Here is a 20,604-nt window from a genome sequence, read left to right on the forward strand (position 1 = left end):
CATCAGTTCGTAACGGTCAAAGAGAGGTGGGGTAAATGAGAATGTTGTCTGTTTTACCTGATGAATCCTTGTTCAGTCGGTTTTGTCGGACAGCTACCGTGTACGGTATGTCCCCATCTTCTCTGTTAACGATCATTTTCCACAAACCTGATATGAGCGTCCATCCAATTCTCAATTCAGGATTAAAGGCTATTTCTCTTCATACATCCGAAAGTGCAGAACAGCTCTGGCATGAACAGACTTTACTCCCTCTGTTTGCCTGGGCACTACCAATCAGTCGTAATGAAATTATGGATTTCAACACGACCCCTGCCAGGCTTAATCGATTGTGCCGCCTTAGTAATTTTTCACTAGGACAGCGGACACTATTGAAGTTTTGCCCGGTTTGCGCTCGTGAAGATACTTTTCATTATGGTGTTACTTATTGGCATCTGGCGCATCAACTTCATGGGGTTACAACCTGCCATCGGCACCAGGTAGTGCTTGAAAGCATCAATGTCCCTTCTGCACCGCACATACGTATTGGACTGATGCCTCCTGTTTCGTATACAGAACAACTCAGCAATGAGACAGACTTCGATTTTGCTAAATTTTGTTATGAGTCCATAAATATAATCAGAAGAAAAGAAATTTGTCACCCAAATTACATGGATGTACTTAAAAAGTTAAATTTATTATCATTGGACGGGAATCTGAAGCAAAATGTATTTTACGCATATGTTTATGCTAAGTGCCAGTTATTTGGGGAGGGTTCATCGGAGCTTCTACCGACATCCCTTACTGATTATCACTACTGGGAGCCTATACTCAAAGATAAATGTTGTCAGCATCCCACAAAGCACCTTTTGCTTTGTTATTGTTTGTTAAATACTTGCTGGCCAACGTATGCAGGAAGTAGTCCTAATAAAAAGAAAGAAATCTTTAAAAGCCATAAGGAATACAGCTTTCATATGGCTGAAAATAATACTAGTGTTAGCATCCTTGGGAGAGAATTTAATCGCAGCAGATGTTACATTAAAACACTTATTTATAAAAAATACCTGAGGGCGTTTAAGCGAAACACAAAAATTAATATATTCACTGAATTGCTTATCAAGTCTATGGCTGTAAGGGGGTTTAGTCTGGCATCCATAGCTGAGAAAAACTCATTATCGGAAGGAACTGTATCCTCTGTAATTTCATCTTGTTACGGTTTATGCTCATGGCGTAAAAAATGTAAAAAAGATTCTTTAAGACGGCGTCATAAGCAGAAAATATTAAGATTTATACATAATCAATCCGTTTCTGTAACGCGAAAGCTAGTCAAGGAAAGTTGTTATGCTAGTTTCTATTGGCTAAATAAACATGAAAATGGTTGGCTTAATTCCTGTCTTCCTAAAGCAGTACGATGCTATAGAAATAAAAGAGTAGACTGGAGCGAGAGAGATATAATCTCATCATCATTAATAAATGATGTTTTATCTCAGGGGCAATACCCGATGTCACTTACAAGCCTGGATGCTTTACTGGGGGGGCATAACTGGCTTTTGAAATACAGAGATAAACTACCAATGACAATGACACTTCTCAGGAAAAAGAATCTAATTAAATAAGAGGGAGTGATATGGTTTACGAAAATGAATTGTGGCACAGTTTTCTTCTGCGTTCACAGATAATGTATAACTTATCCAATTGCAGGAACATAATATCTAAGCATGGTGAACTAAGGTACGATGCCTTTCCTCGGCTCGAACTGATTGATATGTACAAATTGCATAGTTTGCAGGATATATATGACATTCTTGCCACAAGAAATGGTTATATACTAACTTCCAATATAGTGTCGTTATCTTCTGGTGTTTACGGGTATTTCAACGCTGTTGAAGATGCCTGTCGAAATAATTTACACATAACTAATTCATATCCATTGGTAAACATCTCAAAGATTCGTTACTGCCATAAATGTATTATTGAAGATATACACTCTAAAGGCATTGGTTATCTTCGTCATAGATGGTTGTTTGAATCTAAATGTGCAGCTCATAGTACCTGTTTATATGAGGTTTGTTTTGACAACTATTTGGATGCAGTGAAAGGACTTAGTGACTTAATTATAAGTGGAATAAATCCTCATGGTTATTGTTCCCTTGTGGTTGACATTTCAAATCCTTTCAAAACTCCAGTGTATTTATTGCCATGTGCCAGGGATAAAATTTTAAAATGGATTTCTGACAATAAAAATGAGCTGGTTTACTTTCTCTTTGACCTCTTTAAAAGTAAATCGCATTCTAGTTTATTAAAGGTTATTGAAGTCAGGATAATGCATAGTAGTTATATTTCTGCGGTGTTCAGGATATTGAGTGAGGTTAATTTTTGTAATTTCAACTCATTTATTACCGATTTATTCGAGGACGTAAGTTATGCCTCTGTTGGACTTGATGATTATTCTGTTAATGTGGATTTTCTTAGGCTAAGAGCCGCAGATTGCAAATTTTGCCGGTTCAATGGTAAAAATTTTTGCTCACTTTTTAATGTAAAGCTTCTTCGCTAATTTTTACTTCATTTATAAACTACTAAGAAAGCTAATAAGATAGGGTTATATATTTTGATTAGGGCGGGAATAAATTATCACTTCCCGAGTATCCTTGGGGGTTACCACCTGAGTATGATGCCGGTTAGCAACAACGTCTAAAAGACCTACGATCACGATAAATGTCACTGGGTCACTCTCAAGCAAAGTGGTCAGGGGTGTTAGATACCAGTACTGCTTACTCAACACGGCCTTGTTTTTGAAAGATGCCGAATCTTGGCAAGAGGCGTATTACAGCCTATAGTCTGTTAATGAGTATTACAGCTTATCTGCTGTAAATCCATTCGTTGTGCTTGTTAACCCGTCGATACGGAAGATCACTTATGAACACTCAATACGCTTTGAAGACCTTGAATCAGTTGCGTCCTGTTTTAATCGGCTTTCGCAAAGCCAATGGACTGACGCAAAGAGATGTTTCTGAACGTTTGGGTGTAACACAGCAAACTTATGCCCGACTGGAGGCCAACCCTGCAAGTGTGGGTTTTGAGCGTTTGTTTAGAGTGTTCAGCGTCCTTGGAGTGGAGATCGTACTTTCATCCAGGGAACCATTGTCAGATGCAAAGCCCGAATACGGAGCTTTGCACAATGATTCTTCACTTCCAGCCAGGCGGGAGAAATGGTGACGCCATGCGCTTCCCGGTCTAATTATCTGCAGCAATATTAACCCCTTAGCGGCCTGAAGTATCAGGTTGCTATGAAGCCTTTCGTTTCTTCTGTTATGTTAAATACACCAGTTTAAGCTGTTTCGGACAACCATAAATTATCTCTTCACTCTTAAATGAAAATTTTATGTCGATCACATTATCGATGAATTTAGGAAATGATCCGTAAATGAAAATCTATCTACCTTTAAATTTATCAATGTCCGTACGACATAATTAATATCAAAGAATGTGTATTATTATCATTTAAGTCATAAAAGCCATGAGTCAGTTCCAAAAAATATAATGAGCATTGAAATTATTACCCATCATTCTGGAGTTTTAACTTAGCCATGTATCGAACCACAAGTTGGCTTCCGGTGTTTTGAGGAGCAGTAAAGTTCAGAAAGCGCGACCAGATCATAATCCAGAAATGTCGTTAAGATATTCTCAATAACGGTTATCCCTGCATGCTGGCAGGCATTTGAAAATATATTTTGTATTCAGGTTGCAGCAAAACGCTTTCTTACACACAGGACTTCATATGCGGCTCAAAAAATTAAAACTGAAAAACTTCAGAGGCTACAGAAACTCTACTGAAATCATTATTGATGAAGGCATGACGGGCATTGTTGGTCGTAATGACTTTGGGAAATCAACGCTTCTGGAAGCGCTGGCTATTTTTTTTGAAACAGAAGGAATGAAGGCTGACAAGAATGACATGAACTGTTTCAGCCTGAGAGAAGGGGAGGGCCGTTTTGAAATAGCCTGTGAATTCGATGATCTGCCCGATTTTATCATGATCGACGACAGGGTGCAGACCACGCTCGCCTCAGAACATCTGCTGAATGAAGACGGCAATTTTGAAATCGTCAAAACGTTTAAAGCAACGACCTCAGGAAAACCGGAGCAGACCTGCATCCGCTGCATCCACCCGGATGAGGAGCCCCTGAGAAATTTACTGGGCATGAAAATTTCCGAACTCAAGGCGGTGGGAAAAGAAGTTGAAAAAAATGTGGCGGATAAACGCACCGCATCGTTATGGCGTCAGGCCATCAGGGAAGCCGCCGCTCCCTATACCTGTTCGGAAATGTTGCTGGATGTCGATAAAGAGTTTGGAACCGACACAAAATCATTATGGGGTAAGATCCTCGACTTGCTGCCCACGTATGCGATTTTCAAAGCCGACAGGGAAAGCAGCGACGGGGATTCAGAAGCTAAAAACCCCTTACAGCAGGCCGTAAAAGACGCTCAGGCGGCGCTGCAGGACAAAATTACAGCGCTGGAAAATGAGATCCAGGACAGCGTACTGGATGTCGCACAGAGAACGCTGGATAAATTACGTGAAATGGCCCCCGAACTCGCCAGTGAACTGACTCCACGATTTAAGGAAAAACCCAAGTGGACCTTCAATTTCACCCTGGACGGGGAAAATGGCATCCCCATCAATAAGCGCGGCAGCGGGATAAGGAGGCTTATCCTGTTGAATTTTTTCCGGGCTGAGGCTGAAAAGAATGTCGCGGGGACGCCCAGAAACGTGATTTATGCCATCGAAGAGCCTGAAACGTCACAGCATCCAAACTATCAGATGATGCTGATGAAAGCGTTGCTGGCACTGGCAGGCCAGCCGCACCGTCAGATTATCGTCACCACCCATGTCCCGGCGCTGGCCGGATTGATCCCTGTCGAAGGTGTACGTTATGTCACCCGAAATGAGGCGGGTGAACCCGTAGTAAAAATGCCGGATGACGCTGTGCTGAAGGAAGCCACTGAAAGCCTGGGGGTGCTACCAGAGACCGGTATGGAAAGGGCGCAGGGGATTGTTCTGGTAGAGGGAAAGTCGGATGTCACTTTCCTGAGGCATGCGGCCAGTTCATTAAAACAGTCAGGTGTGCTGCCAGCCTCTCTGGAGGACGTGAAAATAGTGCCAGTCATCATAGGAGGGTGTGGCAGCGTCAAACACTGGGTTACATTGAATCTGGCCAACGATCTGGGGCTTCCCTGGTGCGTTTTTCTGGACTCCGATATTGGGGGAGACCCTGCACAGGTTATGTCCATTCAGAAACGTAAAAGAGAAGTGGAGGATGCCGGTAAGGTATTCTTCGCCACGCGTAAACGTGAAATAGAGAACTATCTCTGCCCGGATCTGATCGAAGAAATGACCGGTGTAGCCGTCACGTTTACGGACACCTGTGATGCTAAAAAAATAATTGGCCGGGCGGTGGGAATGAAGCCCGATAATGTGCTTGATAAATTCTGGCCCCGGATGACAGCGGAAAGAATCATCTCAAGATCAACCTATCATGACGGAATGCAGGAAAGGATTGAGCTGGTTGAGATCCTGAGCGATATTGTTGCCATGACGAGATAATGTGTAAAAATTATCGCTGCTGCATATATTCCGGTCCACAGCAAAGGACCGGAGTATAGTATATAAAAAACCCGAAATTAATCGGGTTTTAATTATTTAACGTTTAACAGGCTCCCGTGCCCGGGAGTGAATTAAAATTACGCTTATTATGGCGTTTTTGCAATCTTTATTTTTGACTGCCAAGCCATTTATTCATCTGCTCGATTTCACCTTTCTGAGCTTTAATGATGTCCTGCGCAAGCTTTCTCATTTCGGGATCTTTTCCGTATTTAAGTTCGGTCTCAGCCATTGCTATTGCTCCTTCATGGTGTGCGATCATACCTTTTGCAAAGGCCTTATCGGGATCGGGCTCATTAACGGCGGCCATCATTTTGTCATGCATGTCTTTCATGCCAGCCATATATTCCTGTGACGATGCCGATGAGTGCATATCTGACATTTTCATTTCCGAATGTTCAGCAGAAATGGCTGGCAGGGATAACATTAATATTACAAAAAGGGTGTTTTTGATTTTCATTTAATAAATCCTTTTCAGGTAGGTACCGGTTAATTGTAGCTGAGTCAGATAAAAAAGCCCCCTGACGGGGGCAAAAATCTCACAACATATCCGGTTAAGGAATATTCTATCAAGGAAAGGGTAAAAGCACGGATACTACAGTCGCATTCAGCCTGCATTGATCATGCGGCGGTGCGCTTCGGCCATGGCCTGATGTGGGCCGGATTGCCCGTTATTCATGAATTCATGGGCAACCGCTGCTCTTTCATGCTCATTCATCGCCGTGTAAGATGTTGACGGGACGGTCGTGGATACTGTGTTATTTCCCATCATCTTCTGATGACTTTCCACCATTTTCTGGTGCGCATCCGCCGAGCCGTTCGTCATGGTTTCATGAGCAATAATGGCCTGTTCATGCTGGTCCATACCGGTCATACGAGGAGCAGTCCCCTGGATCCCGACAGGAGCCGCAGCAGACTGCATCTGGTGAGCAGGAGCCTGTGCATTGTTGACGCGATCATGGATATTCACGGTTTCAGTGGCCCAGGACGATGTAATTAAACCAAAGCCCAGCAAAGATGCTAATACGATATTTTTCATGATAACTCTCCATTTCTGAATTAGTGATGTCCGGGGAAGTACAACCGGTGTTTTCAGTTCCATAACTGAAACAGGTTCGGCAGCGTTTATTTCTCCGGGAGAAGGCTGGATATTCATTTCCTGGCGTACTCTGACGCCGGGTATTGATGAAGCAATCCAGCCTTCCTGATAAGTTGCACTAATTATATCGAATGGCTTCTGTTTGCTGCATGACAGGCTAATGACATCTTTGTCATTTAAATCTTTATTCTCAGCATTGGATTTCCGGGATCATTTTCTCCAGTCTGGGCACGGATAAGATAAAACGCGTTGAGCGTACGTCCGATTCCACCCGCACTCTTCCGTGATGTGCTTCCACGATTGACTTTACAATCGCAAGGCCGATGCCGCTGCCTTCTCCTTTTCGTTGTCTGGACGGATCCACCCGATAAAAACGGTCAAAAAGCCTTAATAAATGTTCTTCAGGGATTGGTTTCCCCGGATTTTCAATCACAAGGTCAAAAAAACTCTCCTGCTCTCTTATTGAGACGGTGATGGCCTGTCCCTCCGGGGTATAACGCAGGGCATTGGATAACAGATTATTGATCGCTCTTCTGAACATTTGTGGATCTCCCTCAACCAGGCAGGGCATTCCGTTAAATTTGAGCGTGATATTGCGTTCTTCGGCCCAGGCTTCGAAAAACTCGAAGACTTTCATGACTTCTGCTCTGAGGTCAAACCGGACCCTGTCAGGTATCAGCTGATTATTGTCCGCCTGCGCCAGAAACAGCATGTCGCTGACCATTTTGGTCATCCGGTTATACTCTTCAAGACTGGAGTAGAGGACATCCTCAAGTTCCTTCTGGGTTCGATCCTGACTCAGTGCGATTTCAGTCTGCGTCACCAGATTGGTGATGGGCGTTCTGATCTCGTGCGCGATATCGGCAGAGAAATTGGCCTGGCGGGTAAAGACATCCTCAATCTTTCCAATCATATGATTGAACGAGATAACCAGCTGCTCCAGCTCAATGGGAACGCGTGTCGGTTCCAGCCGCGCATCAAGATTCTCGGAGGTGATGTTTTTAATGGCATTGCTGACATTACGAAGGGGCAGGTGCCCCTGACGGACAGCGATGCGAATGATCAGAACAATCAGCAGGCTTATCACGACGGCGATCGCAATCAGATTTTTTTTCAGCGCATCGAGGTAATGGAGATGGAAATTAATGGAGAGGCCAGTCAGCATGACATAGTTCTGCTGTTTGCCCTGAAATATCGCCTGGCCAGAGGAGGCGATAATCCGGTATGTTTCCATCTTCATTTCAGACCCGGTATCCATCGGTCTCGCAGGATCCTCCACCGTCCAGAGAAAGACATCCCGTGCGCGGCTGTGCTCGCTAAAATCTGCGGAATTCACGGCCGGGCGTAGTGCCGCCCCCTGCGCTGAACTAAAGAGCACTTCCCCCCTGGGATTGAGGAGCAAAAGGGCAACGTTGCGGTAGCTGGCAATCGACTCCTTTATTTTGCTTACTTTTTTTTCATCCGGATCCACCGGGGACTGCAGTATACGGTTCAGGGTAGTGCTGATTTGTTGAAGATCGCTGACATCCTGCTCGGCAAAATGATTTTCAACAGAATGCAGCATAAACCAGGTGAAGGCGATAAAAGCCAGTATCGTGGACAGGCTGATAAAAAAGGTCAGCCGCAGGGCGAGTGAGAAAGGGCGCCTGGAAGGTTTGCTATGCATCCGGGGCCTCCAGCATATAGCCCACGCCCCGGACAGTCTGGATCAGCTTTGTCCCGTAATCGTTGTCTATTTTAGCGCGGAGTCGCTTTACGGCGACATCAATCGCGTTAGTGTCGCTGTCAAAATTCATGTCCCAGACCTGAGAGGCAATCAGGGAGCGGGGAAGAACCTCGCCCTGATGCCGAATGAAAAATTCCAGCAGGCTGAACTCTTTACTGGTGAGCACAATGCGGTTTCCGGCGCGACTGACTTTTCTGGATACGAGATCCATCGAGAGATCAGCCACCTTCAACTGGCTTTCCGTGATCATCGTGTTTCCCCGCCTCAGAAGGGTTCTCACCCGGGCCAGCAGTTCGGCAAACGCAAAGGGTTTAACCAGATAATCGTCCGCACCCAGTTCCAGTCCTTTGACCCTGTGTTCGATCGTGCCGAGGGCCGTCAGCAGTAAGACCGGCATACCCTTTCCGGCAGTGCGCAGCATGCGGATGATATCCCAGCCGTTCACATCAGGCAGCATGATGTCCAGAATGACTAAATCATACTCGGCTGTCATGGCGAGATGATATCCGGTAAGACCATTATCAGCGTGATCCACTACGAACCCTGCCTCTGTAAGCCCTTTGCTGAGATATTCACCTGTTTTAATTTCGTCTTCGACGATCAATATTTTCATCTTGCTCCCCGGCTGGCTGCTAAGGTCATTCTATTGCGCCCACGATCGTTATCAACGGATTACAGCAAAAATGACAACATTGTCATTATCCTGTCACCCGCCAAACAGAGAGCGTTCGGTAAAGTACCCCTATCAATACTCTGGACTTCATTTGAACCATTTACCAGGTCTGCCTGGACGAGAAGCGTTATGTTCAAATTAAAATTACTCAGCATTAGCACGATATTCATCCTGGCCGGTTGTGTCTCTCTGGCCCCTGAATATCAGCGCCCGGCAGCACCGGTACCCCAGCAGTTTTCACTGTCCCGAAACAGCCTGACGCCAGCAGTGAATGGTTATCAGGATACGGGCTGGCGTAACTTTTTTGTCGATCCCCAGGTTACACGGCTGATTACTGAAGCCCTGAATAATAACCGTGATTTGAGAATGGCTGCCCTGAAGGTTGAAGAGGCCCGGGCCCAGTTCAACGTCACGGATGCAGATCGTTATCCCCAGTTGAATGCCTCATCCGGGATCACATACAGCGGTGGCCTGAAAGGCGACAAGCCGACCACACAGGAGTACGACGCGGGTCTGGAACTCAGCTATGAGCTCGATTTTTTCGGCAAACTTAAGAACATGAGTGACGCTGATCGCCAGAACTACTTTGCCAGCGAAGAAGCCCGTCGGGCCGTACACATCCTGCTGGTATCCAACGTTTCACAAAGCTATTTCAGCCAGCAACTGGCGTACGAACAACTCCGTATTGCGCGGGAAACGCTGAAAAATTATCAACAGTCCTATGCTTTCGTTGAGCAGCAGCTCGTGACCGGGAGTACGAACGTTCTGGCGCTTGAACAGGCGAGAGGACAAATCGAAAGTACCCGCGCCGAAATAGCCAAACGAGAAGGCGATCTGGCTCAGGCAAACAATGCCCTGCAACTGGTGCTGGGAACGTACCGCGCACTTCCGTCAGAAAAAGGGATGAAAGGCGGGGAGATAGCACCAGTAAAATTGCCACCAAATCTGTCTTCACAAATTTTGCTGCAGCGACCGGATATTATGGAAGCGGAATATCAGCTGAAAGCGGCTGATGCCAATATTGGCGCAGCGCGAGCGGCCTTTTTCCCCTCCATTACCCTGACCAGTGGTCTTTCCGCAAGCAGTACGGAGCTGTCCAGCCTGTTTACGTCAGGAAGTGGAATGTGGAATTTTATCCCTAAAATTGAAATTCCTATATTTAATGCTGGCAGGAATAAAGCCAATCTGAAGCTGGCTGAAATTCGCCAGCAACAGTCGGTGGTTAATTACGAACAAAAAATTCAGTCAGCCTTTAAGGATGTTTCCGACACGCTTGCGCTGCGCGACAGCCTTAGCCAGCAACTTGAGTCACAGCAGCGTTATCTTGATTCACTTCAGATAACTCTCCAGCGTGCCAGAGGATTGTATGCAAGTGGTGCTGTCAGTTACATCGAAGTGCTGGATGCAGAACGTTCCCTCTTCGCTACGCAGCAAACCATTCTCGATCTTACCTATTCCCGACAGGTTAACGAAATTAATCTGTTTACCGCGCTGGGTGGCGGTTGGGTAGAGTAAATTTATTTAATTAATCAGGAAATTAAAAATGCGTAATTCACTTAAAGCCGTTTTATTTGGTGCCTTCTCTGTCATGTTCTCTGCCGGTCTTCATGCTGAAACACATCAGCATGGCGATATGAATGCTGCCAGTGATGCTTCGGTACAGCAGGTTATCAAGGGCACCGGTGTCGTTAAAGACATTGATATGAATAGTAAAAAAATCACCATTTCGCACGAAGCAATCCCTGCGGTGGGCTGGCCTGCAATGACCATGCGCTTCACTTTTGTTAATGCAGACGACGCTATCAATGCCCTGAAAACCGGCAACCATGTCGATTTCTCGTTTATTCAGCAGGGCAATATCTCCTTACTCAAAAGCATTAACGTGACGCAATCCTGATTAACAGTCCGGAGCGAATACATCCAGTGCGCCTGAACATTCATTAAGGGATTACTGTGAATGAATGATCGGGCGCATATGCCAGGTGTTTTGATTTTTCAGCGAGAAATTGTATGGCTTCTTTAAAGATAAAATATGCTGCAATAATTATCAGCAGCCTCATAGCAGGAGGGCTGATATCGGTTACTGCCTGGCAGTATGTAAACTCATCACAAAAAACAGTACAAACAGAACAAAAGGCACCGGAGAAAAAGGTACTTTTCTGGTATGACCCGATGAAACCGGATACCAAATTTGATAAACCCGGAAAATCGCCCTTTATGGATATGGACCTGGTGCCAAAATATGCTGATGAAAGTGGCGATAAAAGCAGTGGCGGGATCCGTATCGACCCAACCCAGGTTCAGAATCTGGGATTAAAAACGCAAAAAGTCACGCGAGGAATGCTGAATTATTCTCAGACAATCCCGGCTAATGTCAGTTACAACGAGTATCAGTTTGTCATTGTGCAGGCGCGTTCTGACGGTTTCGTCGAAAAAGTGTATCCCCTGACGATTGGCGATCATGTGAAGAAAGGCACGCCGCTTATCGATATCACCATTCCTGAATGGGTTGAGGCACAAAGTGAGTTCCTGCTGTTATCCGGTACAGGCGGTACGCCAACCCAGATAAAAGGGGTTCTGGAGCGACTTCGTCTGGCGGGTATGCCGGAAGAGGATATTCAAAGGCTGCGTACAACCCGCACCATCCAGACCCGTTTTACCATTAAAGCACCTATTGATGGCGTCATTACTGCATTTGACCTGCGCACCGGCATGAATATTTCGAAAGATAAGGTGGTGGCTCAGATTCAGGGAATGGACCCGGTCTGGATCAGCGCTGCAGTGCCAGAATCTATCGCCTATCTGCTGAAAGATACGTCGCAGTTTGAAATTTCGGTACCGGCTTATCCGGATAAAACATTCCATGTCGAAAAATGGAACATTCTTCCCAGCGTGGATCAGACAACCCGTACGCTTCAGGTCCGTCTCCAGGTTTCTAATAAGGATGAGTTTCTCAAGCCGGGCATGAATGCCTATCTGAAACTGAATACCAGGAGCCAGGAGATGCTGCTGATACCAAGCCAGGCCGTTATCGATACCGGCAAAGAACAGCGCGTGATTACTGTTGATGATGAAGGCAAGTTTGTGCCGAAACAGATCCACGTTCTGCATGAGTCACAGCAACAGTCCGGCATCGGCTCCGGCCTGAATGAAGGCGATACCGTGGTGGTCAGTGGCCTGTTCCTCATTGACTCTGAAGCCAATATTACGGGCGCACTGGAACGTATGCGCCACCCTGAAAAAACAGAAAGCAGTATGCCAGCAATGTCTGACCAGCCTGTAAATATGCATTCAGGGCACTGAGGAGACGACGATGATTGAATGGATTATCCGGCGCTCTGTCGCCAACCGTTTCCTGGTCATGATGGGGGCCCTGTTTCTCAGCATCTGGGGCACATGGACGATTATTAACACGCCTGTCGATGCCTTGCCTGACCTGTCAGATGTGCAGGTCATAATCAAAACCAGCTATCCCGGCCAGGCCCCGCAGATTGTAGAAAACCAGGTCACCTATCCACTTACCACCACCATGCTGTCCGTGCCTGGCGCAAAAACCGTGCGTGGTTTTTCACAGTTCGGTGATTCGTATGTGTATGTCATTTTTGAAGACGGCACCGATCTGTACTGGGCCCGTTCCCGCGTGCTGGAGTACCTGAACCAGGTACAGGGAAAACTGCCCGCCGGTGTGAGTTCTGAAATCGGTCCGGACGCCACGGGTGTGGGCTGGATTTTTGAATATGCCCTTGTCGATCGCAGCGGAAAACACGACCTTTCAGAACTGCGTTCTCTGCAGGACTGGTTCCTGAAATTTGAGCTGAAAACCATCCCGAACGTGGCTGAGGTCGCTTCGGTTGGCGGCGTGGTGAAACAGTACCAGATTCAGGTCAATCCGGTAAAACTGTCTCAGTATGGTATCAGCCTGCCCGAAGTGAAACAGGCCCTTGAATCGTCTAACCAGGAGGCCGGTGGCTCATCCGTTGAAATGGCCGAAGCTGAGTATATGGTCCGTGCCAGCGGTTATCTTCAGAGCATTGATGATTTTAATAACATCGTCCTGAAAACAGGCGAGAACGGCGTGCCGGTTTATCTGCGGGATGTTGCCCGCGTGCAGACCGGGCCTGAAATGCGGCGTGGTATTGCCGAGCTGAACGGCCAGGGCGAAGTCGCTGGCGGCGTGGTGATCCTGCGGTCGGGTAAAAATGCACGCGACGTTATCACGGCAGTGAGGGATAAACTTGAGACGCTGAAGGCCAGCCTGCCGGAAGGCGTTGAAATCGTGACCACCTACGATCGCAGCCAGCTCATCGACCGGGCGATTGATAACCTCAGTTCCAAACTTCTGGAAGAGTTTATCGTGGTGGCCATCGTCTGTGCCCTGTTCCTGTGGCACGTACGTTCTGCCCTCGTGGCGATTATCTCTCTGCCGCTTGGCCTGTGTATCGCCTTTATCGTCATGCACTTCCAGGGACTGAACGCCAATATCATGTCGCTGGGAGGGATAGCGATTGCCGTCGGTGCGATGGTGGATGCCGCCATTGTGATGATTGAGAATGCGCATAAGCGGCTTGAGGAGTGGGATCATCAGCATCCGGGTGAGCAGATTGACAACGCCACCCGCTGGAAGGTGATTACCGACGCCTCCGTTGAAGTGGGACCCGCACTGTTTATCAGCCTGCTGATCATCACCCTGTCCTTTATTCCTATCTTTACCCTGGAAGGTCAGGAAGGACGTCTGTTTGGCCCGCTGGCATTCACGAAAACGTACTCCATGGCGGGCGCGGCTGCGCTGGCCATCATCGTCATTCCGATTCTGATGGGATTCTGGATCCGGGGGAAAATTCCTGCAGAGACCAGTAACCCCCTGAACCGGGTACTGATCAAAGCGTATCATCCATTGCTGTTGCGGGTTCTCCACTGGCCAAAAACAACCCTGCTGGTTGCGGCCTTGTCCATTTTCACCGTTATCTGGCCGCTGAGCCAGGTGGGCGGTGAGTTTCTGCCGAAGATTAACGAGGGCGACCTGTTGTATATGCCGTCGACCCTGCCGGGCGTCTCTCCGGCTGAAGCTGCAGCGCTCCTGCAGACGACGGACAAGTTAATCAAAAGCGTTCCTGAAGTGGCCTCTGTATTTGGCAAGACCGGTAAAGCAGAGACCGCAACGGATTCCGCACCGCTCGAAATGGTTGAAACCACGATCCAGCTCAAACCTGAGGATCAGTGGCGTCCAGGCATGACGATTGACAAGATTATTGAAGAACTCGACAGGACCGTCCGTTTACCGGGGCTGGCAAACCTCTGGGTGCCGCCAATCCGTAACCGTATTGATATGCTCTCAACCGGGATCAAAAGCCCGATAGGTATCAAGGTGTCCGGAACGGTTCTGTCCGATATCGATGCGACGGCGCAGAGTATCGAAGCGGTAGCCAAAACGGTACCGGGCGTGGTGTCTGCCCTGGCTGAGCGACTTGAGGGTGGGCGCTACATCGATATCGATATCAACCGGGAAAAAGCCTCCCGCTACGGAATGACGGTGGGTGATGTGCAGCTGTTCGTCTCATCAGCCATCGGCGGTGCGACGGTAGGGGAAACGGTGGAAGGCGTGGCCCGGTACCCGATTAATATCCGCTATCCGCAGGATTACCGGAACAGTCCACAGGCGCTGAAACAGATGCCGATCCTGACCCCGATGAAGCAGCAGATCACACTGGGCGATGTTGCGGATATTAAGGTCGTTTCAGGGCCGACTATGCTGAAAACGGAAAATGCCCGTCCAGCCAGCTGGATTTACATTGACGCGCGCGGCAGGGACATGGTGTCAGTGGTTAATGACATTAAAACGGCGATCAGCGAGAAAGTGAAACTGAGACCGGGTACCAGCGTGTCATTCTCCGGACAGTTTGAACTGCTTGAGCATGCCAACAAGAAACTGAAGCTGATGGTGCCGATGACGGTGATGATCATCTTCATCCTGTTATATCTGGCATTCCGCAGGGTTGATGAAGCCCTGTTGATCCTGATGAGCCTGCCGTTTGCCCTGGTTGGCGGGATATGGTTCCTGTACTGGCAGGGCTTCCATATGTCAGTGGCGACCGGAACCGGGTTTATCGCCCTGGCCGGGGTGGCAGCAGAGTTTGGCGTGGTCATGCTGATGTATCTGCGTCATGCGATTGAAGCGCACCCGGAATTGTCCCGTAAAGAGACGTTCACACCGGAAGGCCTTGATGAAGCCCTCTATCATGGTGCCGTACTGCGTGTCCGGCCGAAAGCCATGACCGTGGCGGTGATCATTGCGGGTCTGCTGCCAATACTCTGGGGAACCGGTGCAGGTTCAGAAGTCATGAGCCGTATCGCGGCACCCATGATTGGTGGGATGATCACAGCTCCGCTGCTGTCCCTGTTCATTATTCCTGCCGCCTACAAATTAATCTGGCTGCGCAGACATAAAAAAAGCGTGTCCTGAACCTGAAAGGGCACCCCCTGTGGGTGTCCTTCTTTACTGATTCACCCTGACGTCAGGGTTTAAATCGATAATATACAGAGGTGAGTATGAAAAAAGTGGTTCTGATGGCGCTGGCTCTCGGCCTTTCACTGCCCGCGATGGCGAGTGAAAAAGTGATTGATATGTACAAATCTGAAAACTGTGGCTGTTGTTCCCTGTGGGGCAAAGCGATGGAAAAAGACGGGTTTGAAGTACGAACTCACGTCATGAATGATCAGGCGCTGTCAGCCCTGAAAGAAAAGCATGCTATTCCTGCAGGACTACGAAGTTGTCATACCGCGGTTGCCGGTAATTTGATCATTGAAGGCCATGTGCCTGCGACAACGATACATAAGGCAATGCAGTCTGGTTCGGGTATATACGGTCTCGCCACCCCCGGTATGCCAGCAGGAAGTCCTGGAATGGAGATGGGAGCCCGAAAAGAGGCTTACGATGTTATCGCATTCTCACCGGATGGAAGTAAAAAAGTCTTCCAGCGAATCGAATAGTCAGCGGAACGGCTGATAACGGGACGCCGGTAGCAGGCACTCCTGTGCCGGCGACATTCGTGGTAATCGCATCCATGACATACCCTGAAGACAGAAGATGCTTCGGTATGCATAAGGAGAGTTACTGTGAAAAATGACAATGCAGTGCAACACAACAACCAGACTGCTTCTGAGCAGACATTATCCCCGGACGAGAGCCACGTATTGCATAAGGTGAGAGATCCCGTGTGCGGGATGGCCATCCTGCCCGACAGGGCGCACAGCAGCATTCGATACCAGGACCATCAGCTTTATTTCTGCTCCGCCAGCTGTGAGAGTAAATTTAAAGCCCATCCCGATCGTTATCTTACCGAAGATGCCAGTGAACATTCCCATCACCATCACCACGATCATCACGAAGTCAGCCCTGATCAGATAAAACAGCCTCACCACCAGGCGGAGAAAGAGAATTCTGAAGGTGTGTGGACATGTCCGATGCACCCGGAGATACGCCGCAGTGGTCCCGGAAGCTGTCCTGTCTGTGGAATGGCACTGGAGCCGCTCGTAGCTACGGCATCCACGGGGCCGAGTGATGAACTTCGCGACATGACAAGACGCTTCTGGCTGGGGTTGTTGCTGGCGTTTCCGGTTCTGGTACTCGAAATGGGATCTCATCTGTTTCCCGCCTTGAGGAATACAGTACCTCCACAGTACAACACATGGCTGCAGCTGCTTCTGGCCTCTCCTGTCGTGTTGTGGTGTGGCTGGCCATTCTTCGCCCGGGCCGGAATGTCGTTACGTAACCGCTCCCTGAATATGTTTACCCTTGTTGCAATGGGCACCGGCGTAGCCTGGGTGTACAGCGTCATTGCAACCGTCTTCCCCTCCTGGTTTCCTGCATCGTTCAGAAACATGGATGGCCTGGTGGCCGTTTATTTTGAAGCCGCAGCAGTTATTACGGTGCTTGTTCTGCTGGGACAGGTTCTTGAGCTGCGGGCACGGGAACAAACCTCAGGTGCCATTACTGCGCTTCTGAATCTTGCCCCCAAAACCGCCAGGCGGCTGGATCATGACGGTCATGAAACGGATATTAATGCGGAAGATGTTCTGCCTGGCGATAAGCTCCGCATCAGACCTGGAGAGAGTATTCCGGTCGACGGTATTGTGATCGAAGGCAAAACAACCGTTGATGAATCGATGGTGACCGGGGAGTCTATGCCGGTTACCAAAACGGAGGGTGATCCTGTCATTGGGGGGACCATTAATCAGACAGGTAGTCTTATCATCCGTGCAGAGAAAGTCGGTGATGAAACGATGCTCTCACGAATTGTTCAGATGGTCGCTGATGCACAGCGTTCGCGTGCCCCCATCCAGAGAATGGCTGACAGCGTTTCAGGCTGGTTTGTTCCTCTGGTGATACTTATCGCGGTTGTTGCTTTCGTGATCTGGTCTGTCTGGGGACCCGAGCCCCGGATGGCGCACGGTCTCATTGCGGCTGTGTCGGTCCTGATTATTGCCTGTCCCTGCGCGCTGGGGCTGGCCACGCCGATGTCGATAATGGTGGGGGTAGGCAAAGGAGCCCAGGCCGGGGTGTTAATCAGGAATGCCGAAGCCCTGGAGCGTTTTGAAAAAGTGGACACGCTGGTTGTCGACAAAACAGGCACGCTCACGGAAGGTTCGCCTACGGTGACAGGGATTATCAGTCTCAATCCGGGTGGGGAAACATCTCTTTTGCGTGTAACGGCCGCAGTGGAAAAAGGCTCGCAGCATCCGCTGGGTATGGCAGTAGTTAAAGCAGCACAGGAAAAGGGGATCGCAATACCCGCAGTCTCTCATTTCGATGCGCCGTCGGGTAAAGGTGTCTCAGGCGATGTCGAAGGTCAACGGGTTGTTATCGGTAATGAACTGGCGATGCAGGAAAACAGTATCGTTATTGATAATCAAAAGGCCGTTGCGGATACGTTGCGGATGGAAGGCGCTACCGTTATCTATGTGGCCACAGACGGGCACCTTGCAGGCCTGATAGCTATCTCGGATCCCGTGAAAGCAACCACGCCGGATGCGCTTAAAGCTTTGCGTCAGGCGGGGATCCGCATTGTTATGCTCACCGGGGATAACCAGCTTACTGCTGAAGCAGTCGCACGGAAACTGGGAATAGATGAGGTTGAAGCCGGAATTCTGCCGGATGGCAAAAAAGCAGTGATAACCCGACTGAAAGAGTCTGGCCATGTGGTTGCGATGGCCGGAGACGGTGTGAATGATGCCCCGGCGCTGGCAGCGGCTGACGTGGGTATAGCCATGGGAACGGGTACAGATGTGGCAATTGAAAGTGCCGGAGTCACCCTTCTCAAAGGCGACTTGATGAGACTGAACAGGGCCCGTCATCTGTCAGAGATCACCATGAAAAATATCCGTCAGAATCTGTTTTTTGCATTTATCTACAACGCACTTGGCGTGCCTGTGGCTGCAGGTCTGCTTTATCCTGTGTATGGAATACTGCTGTCGCCAGTTATTGCGGCAGCGGCCATGGCTCTTTCCTCCGTCAGCGTCATTGTGAATGCGTTGCGTCTGAAAAGTGTCAGGCTCGGGAAATAACACTGAGTGAAGGGTCTGTTACGAACAGAAGGAGTCCAGTATGAAAAGTACCACCTATGCGCTTATTGCTGTCGCCGCGATCGCGGCATTTGCCCTCCTGCGCGAACACTGGTCACATGTGGCAGGTTACTGGCCATATCTGTTATTGCTGGTCTGCCCGCTAATGCATCTTTTCCACGGCCACGGAGGACATGGAGATCATCAACATCACGGAAGTGAAAACGATAAAAAAAATTAATCCGGCAGACGGGGCCGCGTCGCGGTCCCGTTATCAGTCCAGGTATCGTTCGTAGTCTCTGGCATGCGCAAAGGCATGCTGTTCGAGTTTGTTATCAGCGGGTGCCGCTGCCCGGAACGCCAGTGAGTTAACAGGATTGTTATTGATGACCAGCTCGTAATGCAGATGAGGACCGGATGAACGTCCGCTGTTACCGGATAACGCAATAGCGCCTCCCCGGGTAACCCTGGCTCCTTTAGTAACGAGTATTTTATTGAGGTGGAGATAGCGAGTTTTAACACCGGCTTTTCCCGTTACTTCAACAAAATATCCCATGGTACTGTTGTATTCGGCCCGGGTGATTTTTCCGTCGATGACGCTGACTATTTTCGTGTTCATGGGCATGGAATAATCAATGCCATTATGGGGACTCACTTTTCCCGATACCGGGTTAAGTCTTGCAGGATTGAAAGGCGAACTGAGTCTTGCTGTGGCCGGTAACGGATAATCGAGACTGCCTTTCCCGGAAGTATCGGAAAGGTTATAAAACTTTTTGTCTGATATACGATACGCCGTGTAATTAAATGAACCGGACGTAAATTTATAGGCCACTACACGTGATTTTCCCGCTTTCTTTTGCAGTACGAGTTTTAATGATTCATTTTTTTTCAAATGCCGAAGATCAAACCGGGAAGGCAAAGAGCGCTGAAGGGTAGCGATCTCGTTCGATTCCAGCCCCGAGCGGGTGGCTGAAAGGTAGGCATTTTCTTTTACGACATCGGTAGAATACATTTACTGGAATTCGCCGTTAGCATGAACACTGCGGCGTATGCTAGGGGTTTTCAGGAGGCGTGTCATCTCTCAGTTAATCGGGAGCACTGTTGATGGTCGTCATTTTTGTAACATATCTTGTTTCCCGTTTGTTCCAGAAGGTCTGGGAACTGTATGACCAGCCCGACGGTGATGATTAACGGGACTGAAACAGGTTACGGCAGAGCAATATGGGGCTCATGTCCTGCTACGTAACCCGCCAGTAAAGCCCTGCTGCGCACCCGACGCTGAGCAATAACCCGCCTGCAGTTACCTTGACGAATACAGTCCGCGAAGCTTTCTTGCCTGCGTCTGATGTGCTTCCGCACCGGCATTATTGACCTGCTCATGCACGAGGGCGGCTTTCTCTCCGGCATTCAGTTCGTTAAAAGAAGAAGATGAGGTCTTTGAATTTGCATCACTGCCGGACAGCATTTTTTTATGTTCCTCAATCATTTTCTGATGTGCATAGGACGCGCTGTTGTTCATAAATGAATGAGCAACAATGGCCCTTTCATGTTCATTCATTTCAGAGAATGAGGGTGTGTTGTTTTTATTAACCCTGTCAGGCAAGTTTTCATGCGTCGATGAATTCACATGACTGACGGCTGAGGCATTATTCACGAATCGATGTGCTTCATGGGAAATATCACTGGACTGAGCAAATGCTGCCCCACAAAATAAAGCTGTAAACGCAGTGGTCGTAATTAATGTATTCATGTGTAATTACCTTCTTAGGTACATAAAAGATGTCATCACGAGCATATATAAAAATAATCAACCTGTGGGGAAGATGACGTAAATGTAATACAGTTGCGTACATTACACGATTGTAATGAATTTGTTTCTTAAAGTGTGTTAGCTTCATTTCATTGTAAGA

17 protein-coding genes are annotated in these 20,604 nt (G+C 48.3%); 11 read left to right on the forward strand and 6 right to left on the reverse strand.

All coding sequences use genetic code 11. The annotated features are described in order from the left end of the window. Positions 1-35 precede the first annotated feature (35 nt). The 4 genes from UR289_RS15490 (at position 36) to UR289_RS15505 (ending at position 5,581) form a co-directional block, all read left to right on the forward strand. On the forward strand, positions 36-1,592 hold the full coding sequence (locus UR289_RS15490; RefSeq protein ID WP_320710816.1) for a TnsD family Tn7-like transposition protein: 1,557 nt from the start codon (positions 36-38) through the stop codon (positions 1,590-1,592). 11 nt (positions 1,593-1,603) lie between these two features. Then, complete coding sequence (locus tag UR289_RS15495) at positions 1,604-2,530, forward strand: hypothetical protein (RefSeq protein WP_320710818.1); 927 nt, start codon at positions 1,604-1,606, stop codon at positions 2,528-2,530. A 362-nt stretch (positions 2,531-2,892) separates the two neighbouring features. After that, positions 2,893-3,192, forward strand: coding sequence for a helix-turn-helix domain-containing protein (locus UR289_RS15500; protein ID WP_001097217.1), 300 nt, complete (start codon positions 2,893-2,895; stop codon positions 3,190-3,192). 562 nt (positions 3,193-3,754) lie between these two features. Next, entirely contained in the window at positions 3,755-5,581 is a 1,827-nt protein-coding gene (locus UR289_RS15505) for an AAA family ATPase (protein ID WP_320710819.1), read from the forward strand. 166 nt (positions 5,582-5,747) lie between these two features. Here the strand turns inward: UR289_RS15505 and UR289_RS15510 are convergent, their stop codons facing one another. The 4 genes from UR289_RS15510 to silR all read right to left on the reverse strand — a co-directional run bounded on the left by UR289_RS15510 (position 5,748) and on the right by silR (position 9,076). Continuing rightward, positions 5,748-6,098, reverse strand: a complete 351-nt coding sequence (locus UR289_RS15510; protein ID WP_008786877.1) for a DUF305 domain-containing protein — start codon at positions 6,096-6,098, stop codon at positions 5,748-5,750. Positions 6,099-6,245: 147 nt separating this feature from the next. Further along, positions 6,246-6,677, reverse strand: coding sequence for a silver-binding protein SilE (gene silE / locus UR289_RS15515; RefSeq protein WP_023165800.1), 432 nt, complete (start codon positions 6,675-6,677; stop codon positions 6,246-6,248). Positions 6,678-6,927: 250 nt separating this feature from the next. Then, on the reverse strand, positions 6,928-8,403 hold the full coding sequence (gene silS, locus UR289_RS15520) for a copper/silver sensor histidine kinase SilS (RefSeq protein ID WP_023331519.1): 1,476 nt from the start codon (positions 8,401-8,403) through the stop codon (positions 6,928-6,930). Next, on the reverse strand, positions 8,396-9,076 hold the full coding sequence (gene silR / locus UR289_RS15525; RefSeq protein ID WP_023331518.1) for a copper/silver response regulator transcription factor SilR: 681 nt from the start codon (positions 9,074-9,076) through the stop codon (positions 8,396-8,398). The genes silS and silR overlap by 8 nt, the downstream gene beginning before the upstream one ends. 189 nt (positions 9,077-9,265) lie before the next feature. Between silR and silC the strand changes: the two genes are divergently transcribed. From silC to UR289_RS15560, 7 genes are all read left to right on the forward strand, one after another. Beyond that, entirely contained in the window at positions 9,266-10,651 is a 1,386-nt protein-coding gene (gene silC / locus UR289_RS15530) for a Cu(+)/Ag(+) efflux RND transporter outer membrane channel SilC (RefSeq protein ID WP_023331517.1), read from the forward strand. Positions 10,652-10,679: 28 nt separating this feature from the next. Further along, positions 10,680-11,033, forward strand: a complete 354-nt coding sequence (gene cusF, locus UR289_RS15535) for a cation efflux system protein CusF (protein WP_001246153.1) — start codon at positions 10,680-10,682, stop codon at positions 11,031-11,033. A gap of 113 nt (positions 11,034-11,146) precedes the next feature. Beyond that, entirely contained in the window at positions 11,147-12,439 is a 1,293-nt protein-coding gene (silB, locus tag UR289_RS15540; protein ID WP_013087116.1) for a Cu(+)/Ag(+) efflux RND transporter periplasmic adaptor subunit SilB, read from the forward strand. A gap of 10 nt (positions 12,440-12,449) precedes the next feature. Continuing rightward, positions 12,450-15,596 (forward strand): Cu(+)/Ag(+) efflux RND transporter permease subunit SilA, encoded by a 3,147-nt coding sequence (gene silA / locus UR289_RS15545; protein ID WP_028018077.1) that lies wholly within the window; start codon positions 12,450-12,452, stop codon positions 15,594-15,596. A gap of 86 nt (positions 15,597-15,682) precedes the next feature. Continuing rightward, positions 15,683-16,123, forward strand: coding sequence for a DUF411 domain-containing protein (locus UR289_RS15550; RefSeq protein WP_000758228.1), 441 nt, complete (start codon positions 15,683-15,685; stop codon positions 16,121-16,123). Between the two features lie 126 nt (positions 16,124-16,249). After that, positions 16,250-18,697, forward strand: coding sequence for an Ag(+)-translocating P-type ATPase SilP (gene silP / locus UR289_RS15555; RefSeq protein WP_320710822.1), 2,448 nt, complete (start codon positions 16,250-16,252; stop codon positions 18,695-18,697). A 40-nt stretch (positions 18,698-18,737) separates the two neighbouring features. After that, a complete protein-coding gene (locus UR289_RS15560) occupies positions 18,738-18,935 on the forward strand; it encodes a DUF2933 domain-containing protein (RefSeq protein ID WP_000843494.1) in 198 nt (65 codons plus the stop codon). A 33-nt stretch (positions 18,936-18,968) separates the two neighbouring features. Here the strand turns inward: UR289_RS15560 and UR289_RS15565 are convergent, their stop codons facing one another. Together UR289_RS15565 and UR289_RS15570 are read right to left on the reverse strand one after the other, a co-directional pair. Continuing rightward, positions 18,969-19,706, reverse strand: a complete 738-nt coding sequence (locus tag UR289_RS15565; RefSeq protein ID WP_063134350.1) for a peptidoglycan DD-metalloendopeptidase family protein — start codon at positions 19,704-19,706, stop codon at positions 18,969-18,971. A gap of 288 nt (positions 19,707-19,994) precedes the next feature. Further along, a complete protein-coding gene (locus UR289_RS15570) occupies positions 19,995-20,444 on the reverse strand; it encodes a copper resistance protein (protein ID WP_320710825.1) in 450 nt (149 codons plus the stop codon). Between the last annotated feature and the right edge of the window lie 160 nt (positions 20,445-20,604).

Origin of the sequence: Enterobacter sp. 302C9 (assembly GCF_034106085.1) — a bacterium.
GTDB lineage: Bacteria > Pseudomonadota > Gammaproteobacteria > Enterobacterales > Enterobacteriaceae > Enterobacter > Enterobacter asburiae_B.

What these genes read in the sequence shown, in the direction of transcription:
- UR289_RS15490 (WP_320710816.1), top strand. Translation starts at nt 36, where the DNA reads ATGAGAATGTTGTCTGTTTTACCTGATGAATCCTTGTTCAGTCGGTTT.
- UR289_RS15495 (WP_320710818.1), top strand. Translation starts at nt 1,604, where the DNA reads ATGGTTTACGAAAATGAATTGTGGCACAGTTTTCTTCTGCGTTCACAG.
- UR289_RS15500 (WP_001097217.1), top strand. Translation starts at nt 2,893, where the DNA reads ATGAACACTCAATACGCTTTGAAGACCTTGAATCAGTTGCGTCCTGTT.
- UR289_RS15505 (WP_320710819.1), top strand. Translation starts at nt 3,755, where the DNA reads ATGCGGCTCAAAAAATTAAAACTGAAAAACTTCAGAGGCTACAGAAAC.
- UR289_RS15510 (WP_008786877.1), bottom strand. Translation starts at nt 6,098, where the DNA reads ATGAAAATCAAAAACACCCTTTTTGTAATATTAATGTTATCCCTGCCA.
- silE (WP_023165800.1), bottom strand. Translation starts at nt 6,677, where the DNA reads ATGAAAAATATCGTATTAGCATCTTTGCTGGGCTTTGGTTTAATTACA.
- silS (WP_023331519.1), bottom strand. Translation starts at nt 8,403, where the DNA reads ATGCATAGCAAACCTTCCAGGCGCCCTTTCTCACTCGCCCTGCGGCTG.
- silR (WP_023331518.1), bottom strand. Translation starts at nt 9,076, where the DNA reads ATGAAAATATTGATCGTCGAAGACGAAATTAAAACAGGTGAATATCTC.
- silC (WP_023331517.1), top strand. Translation starts at nt 9,266, where the DNA reads ATGTTCAAATTAAAATTACTCAGCATTAGCACGATATTCATCCTGGCC.
- cusF (WP_001246153.1), top strand. Translation starts at nt 10,680, where the DNA reads ATGCGTAATTCACTTAAAGCCGTTTTATTTGGTGCCTTCTCTGTCATG.
- silB (WP_013087116.1), top strand. Translation starts at nt 11,147, where the DNA reads ATGGCTTCTTTAAAGATAAAATATGCTGCAATAATTATCAGCAGCCTC.
- silA (WP_028018077.1), top strand. Translation starts at nt 12,450, where the DNA reads ATGATTGAATGGATTATCCGGCGCTCTGTCGCCAACCGTTTCCTGGTC.
- UR289_RS15550 (WP_000758228.1), top strand. Translation starts at nt 15,683, where the DNA reads ATGAAAAAAGTGGTTCTGATGGCGCTGGCTCTCGGCCTTTCACTGCCC.
- UR289_RS15560 (WP_000843494.1), top strand. Translation starts at nt 18,738, where the DNA reads ATGAAAAGTACCACCTATGCGCTTATTGCTGTCGCCGCGATCGCGGCA.
- UR289_RS15565 (WP_063134350.1), bottom strand. Translation starts at nt 19,706, where the DNA reads ATGTATTCTACCGATGTCGTAAAAGAAAATGCCTACCTTTCAGCCACC.
- UR289_RS15570 (WP_320710825.1), bottom strand. Translation starts at nt 20,444, where the DNA reads ATGAATACATTAATTACGACCACTGCGTTTACAGCTTTATTTTGTGGG.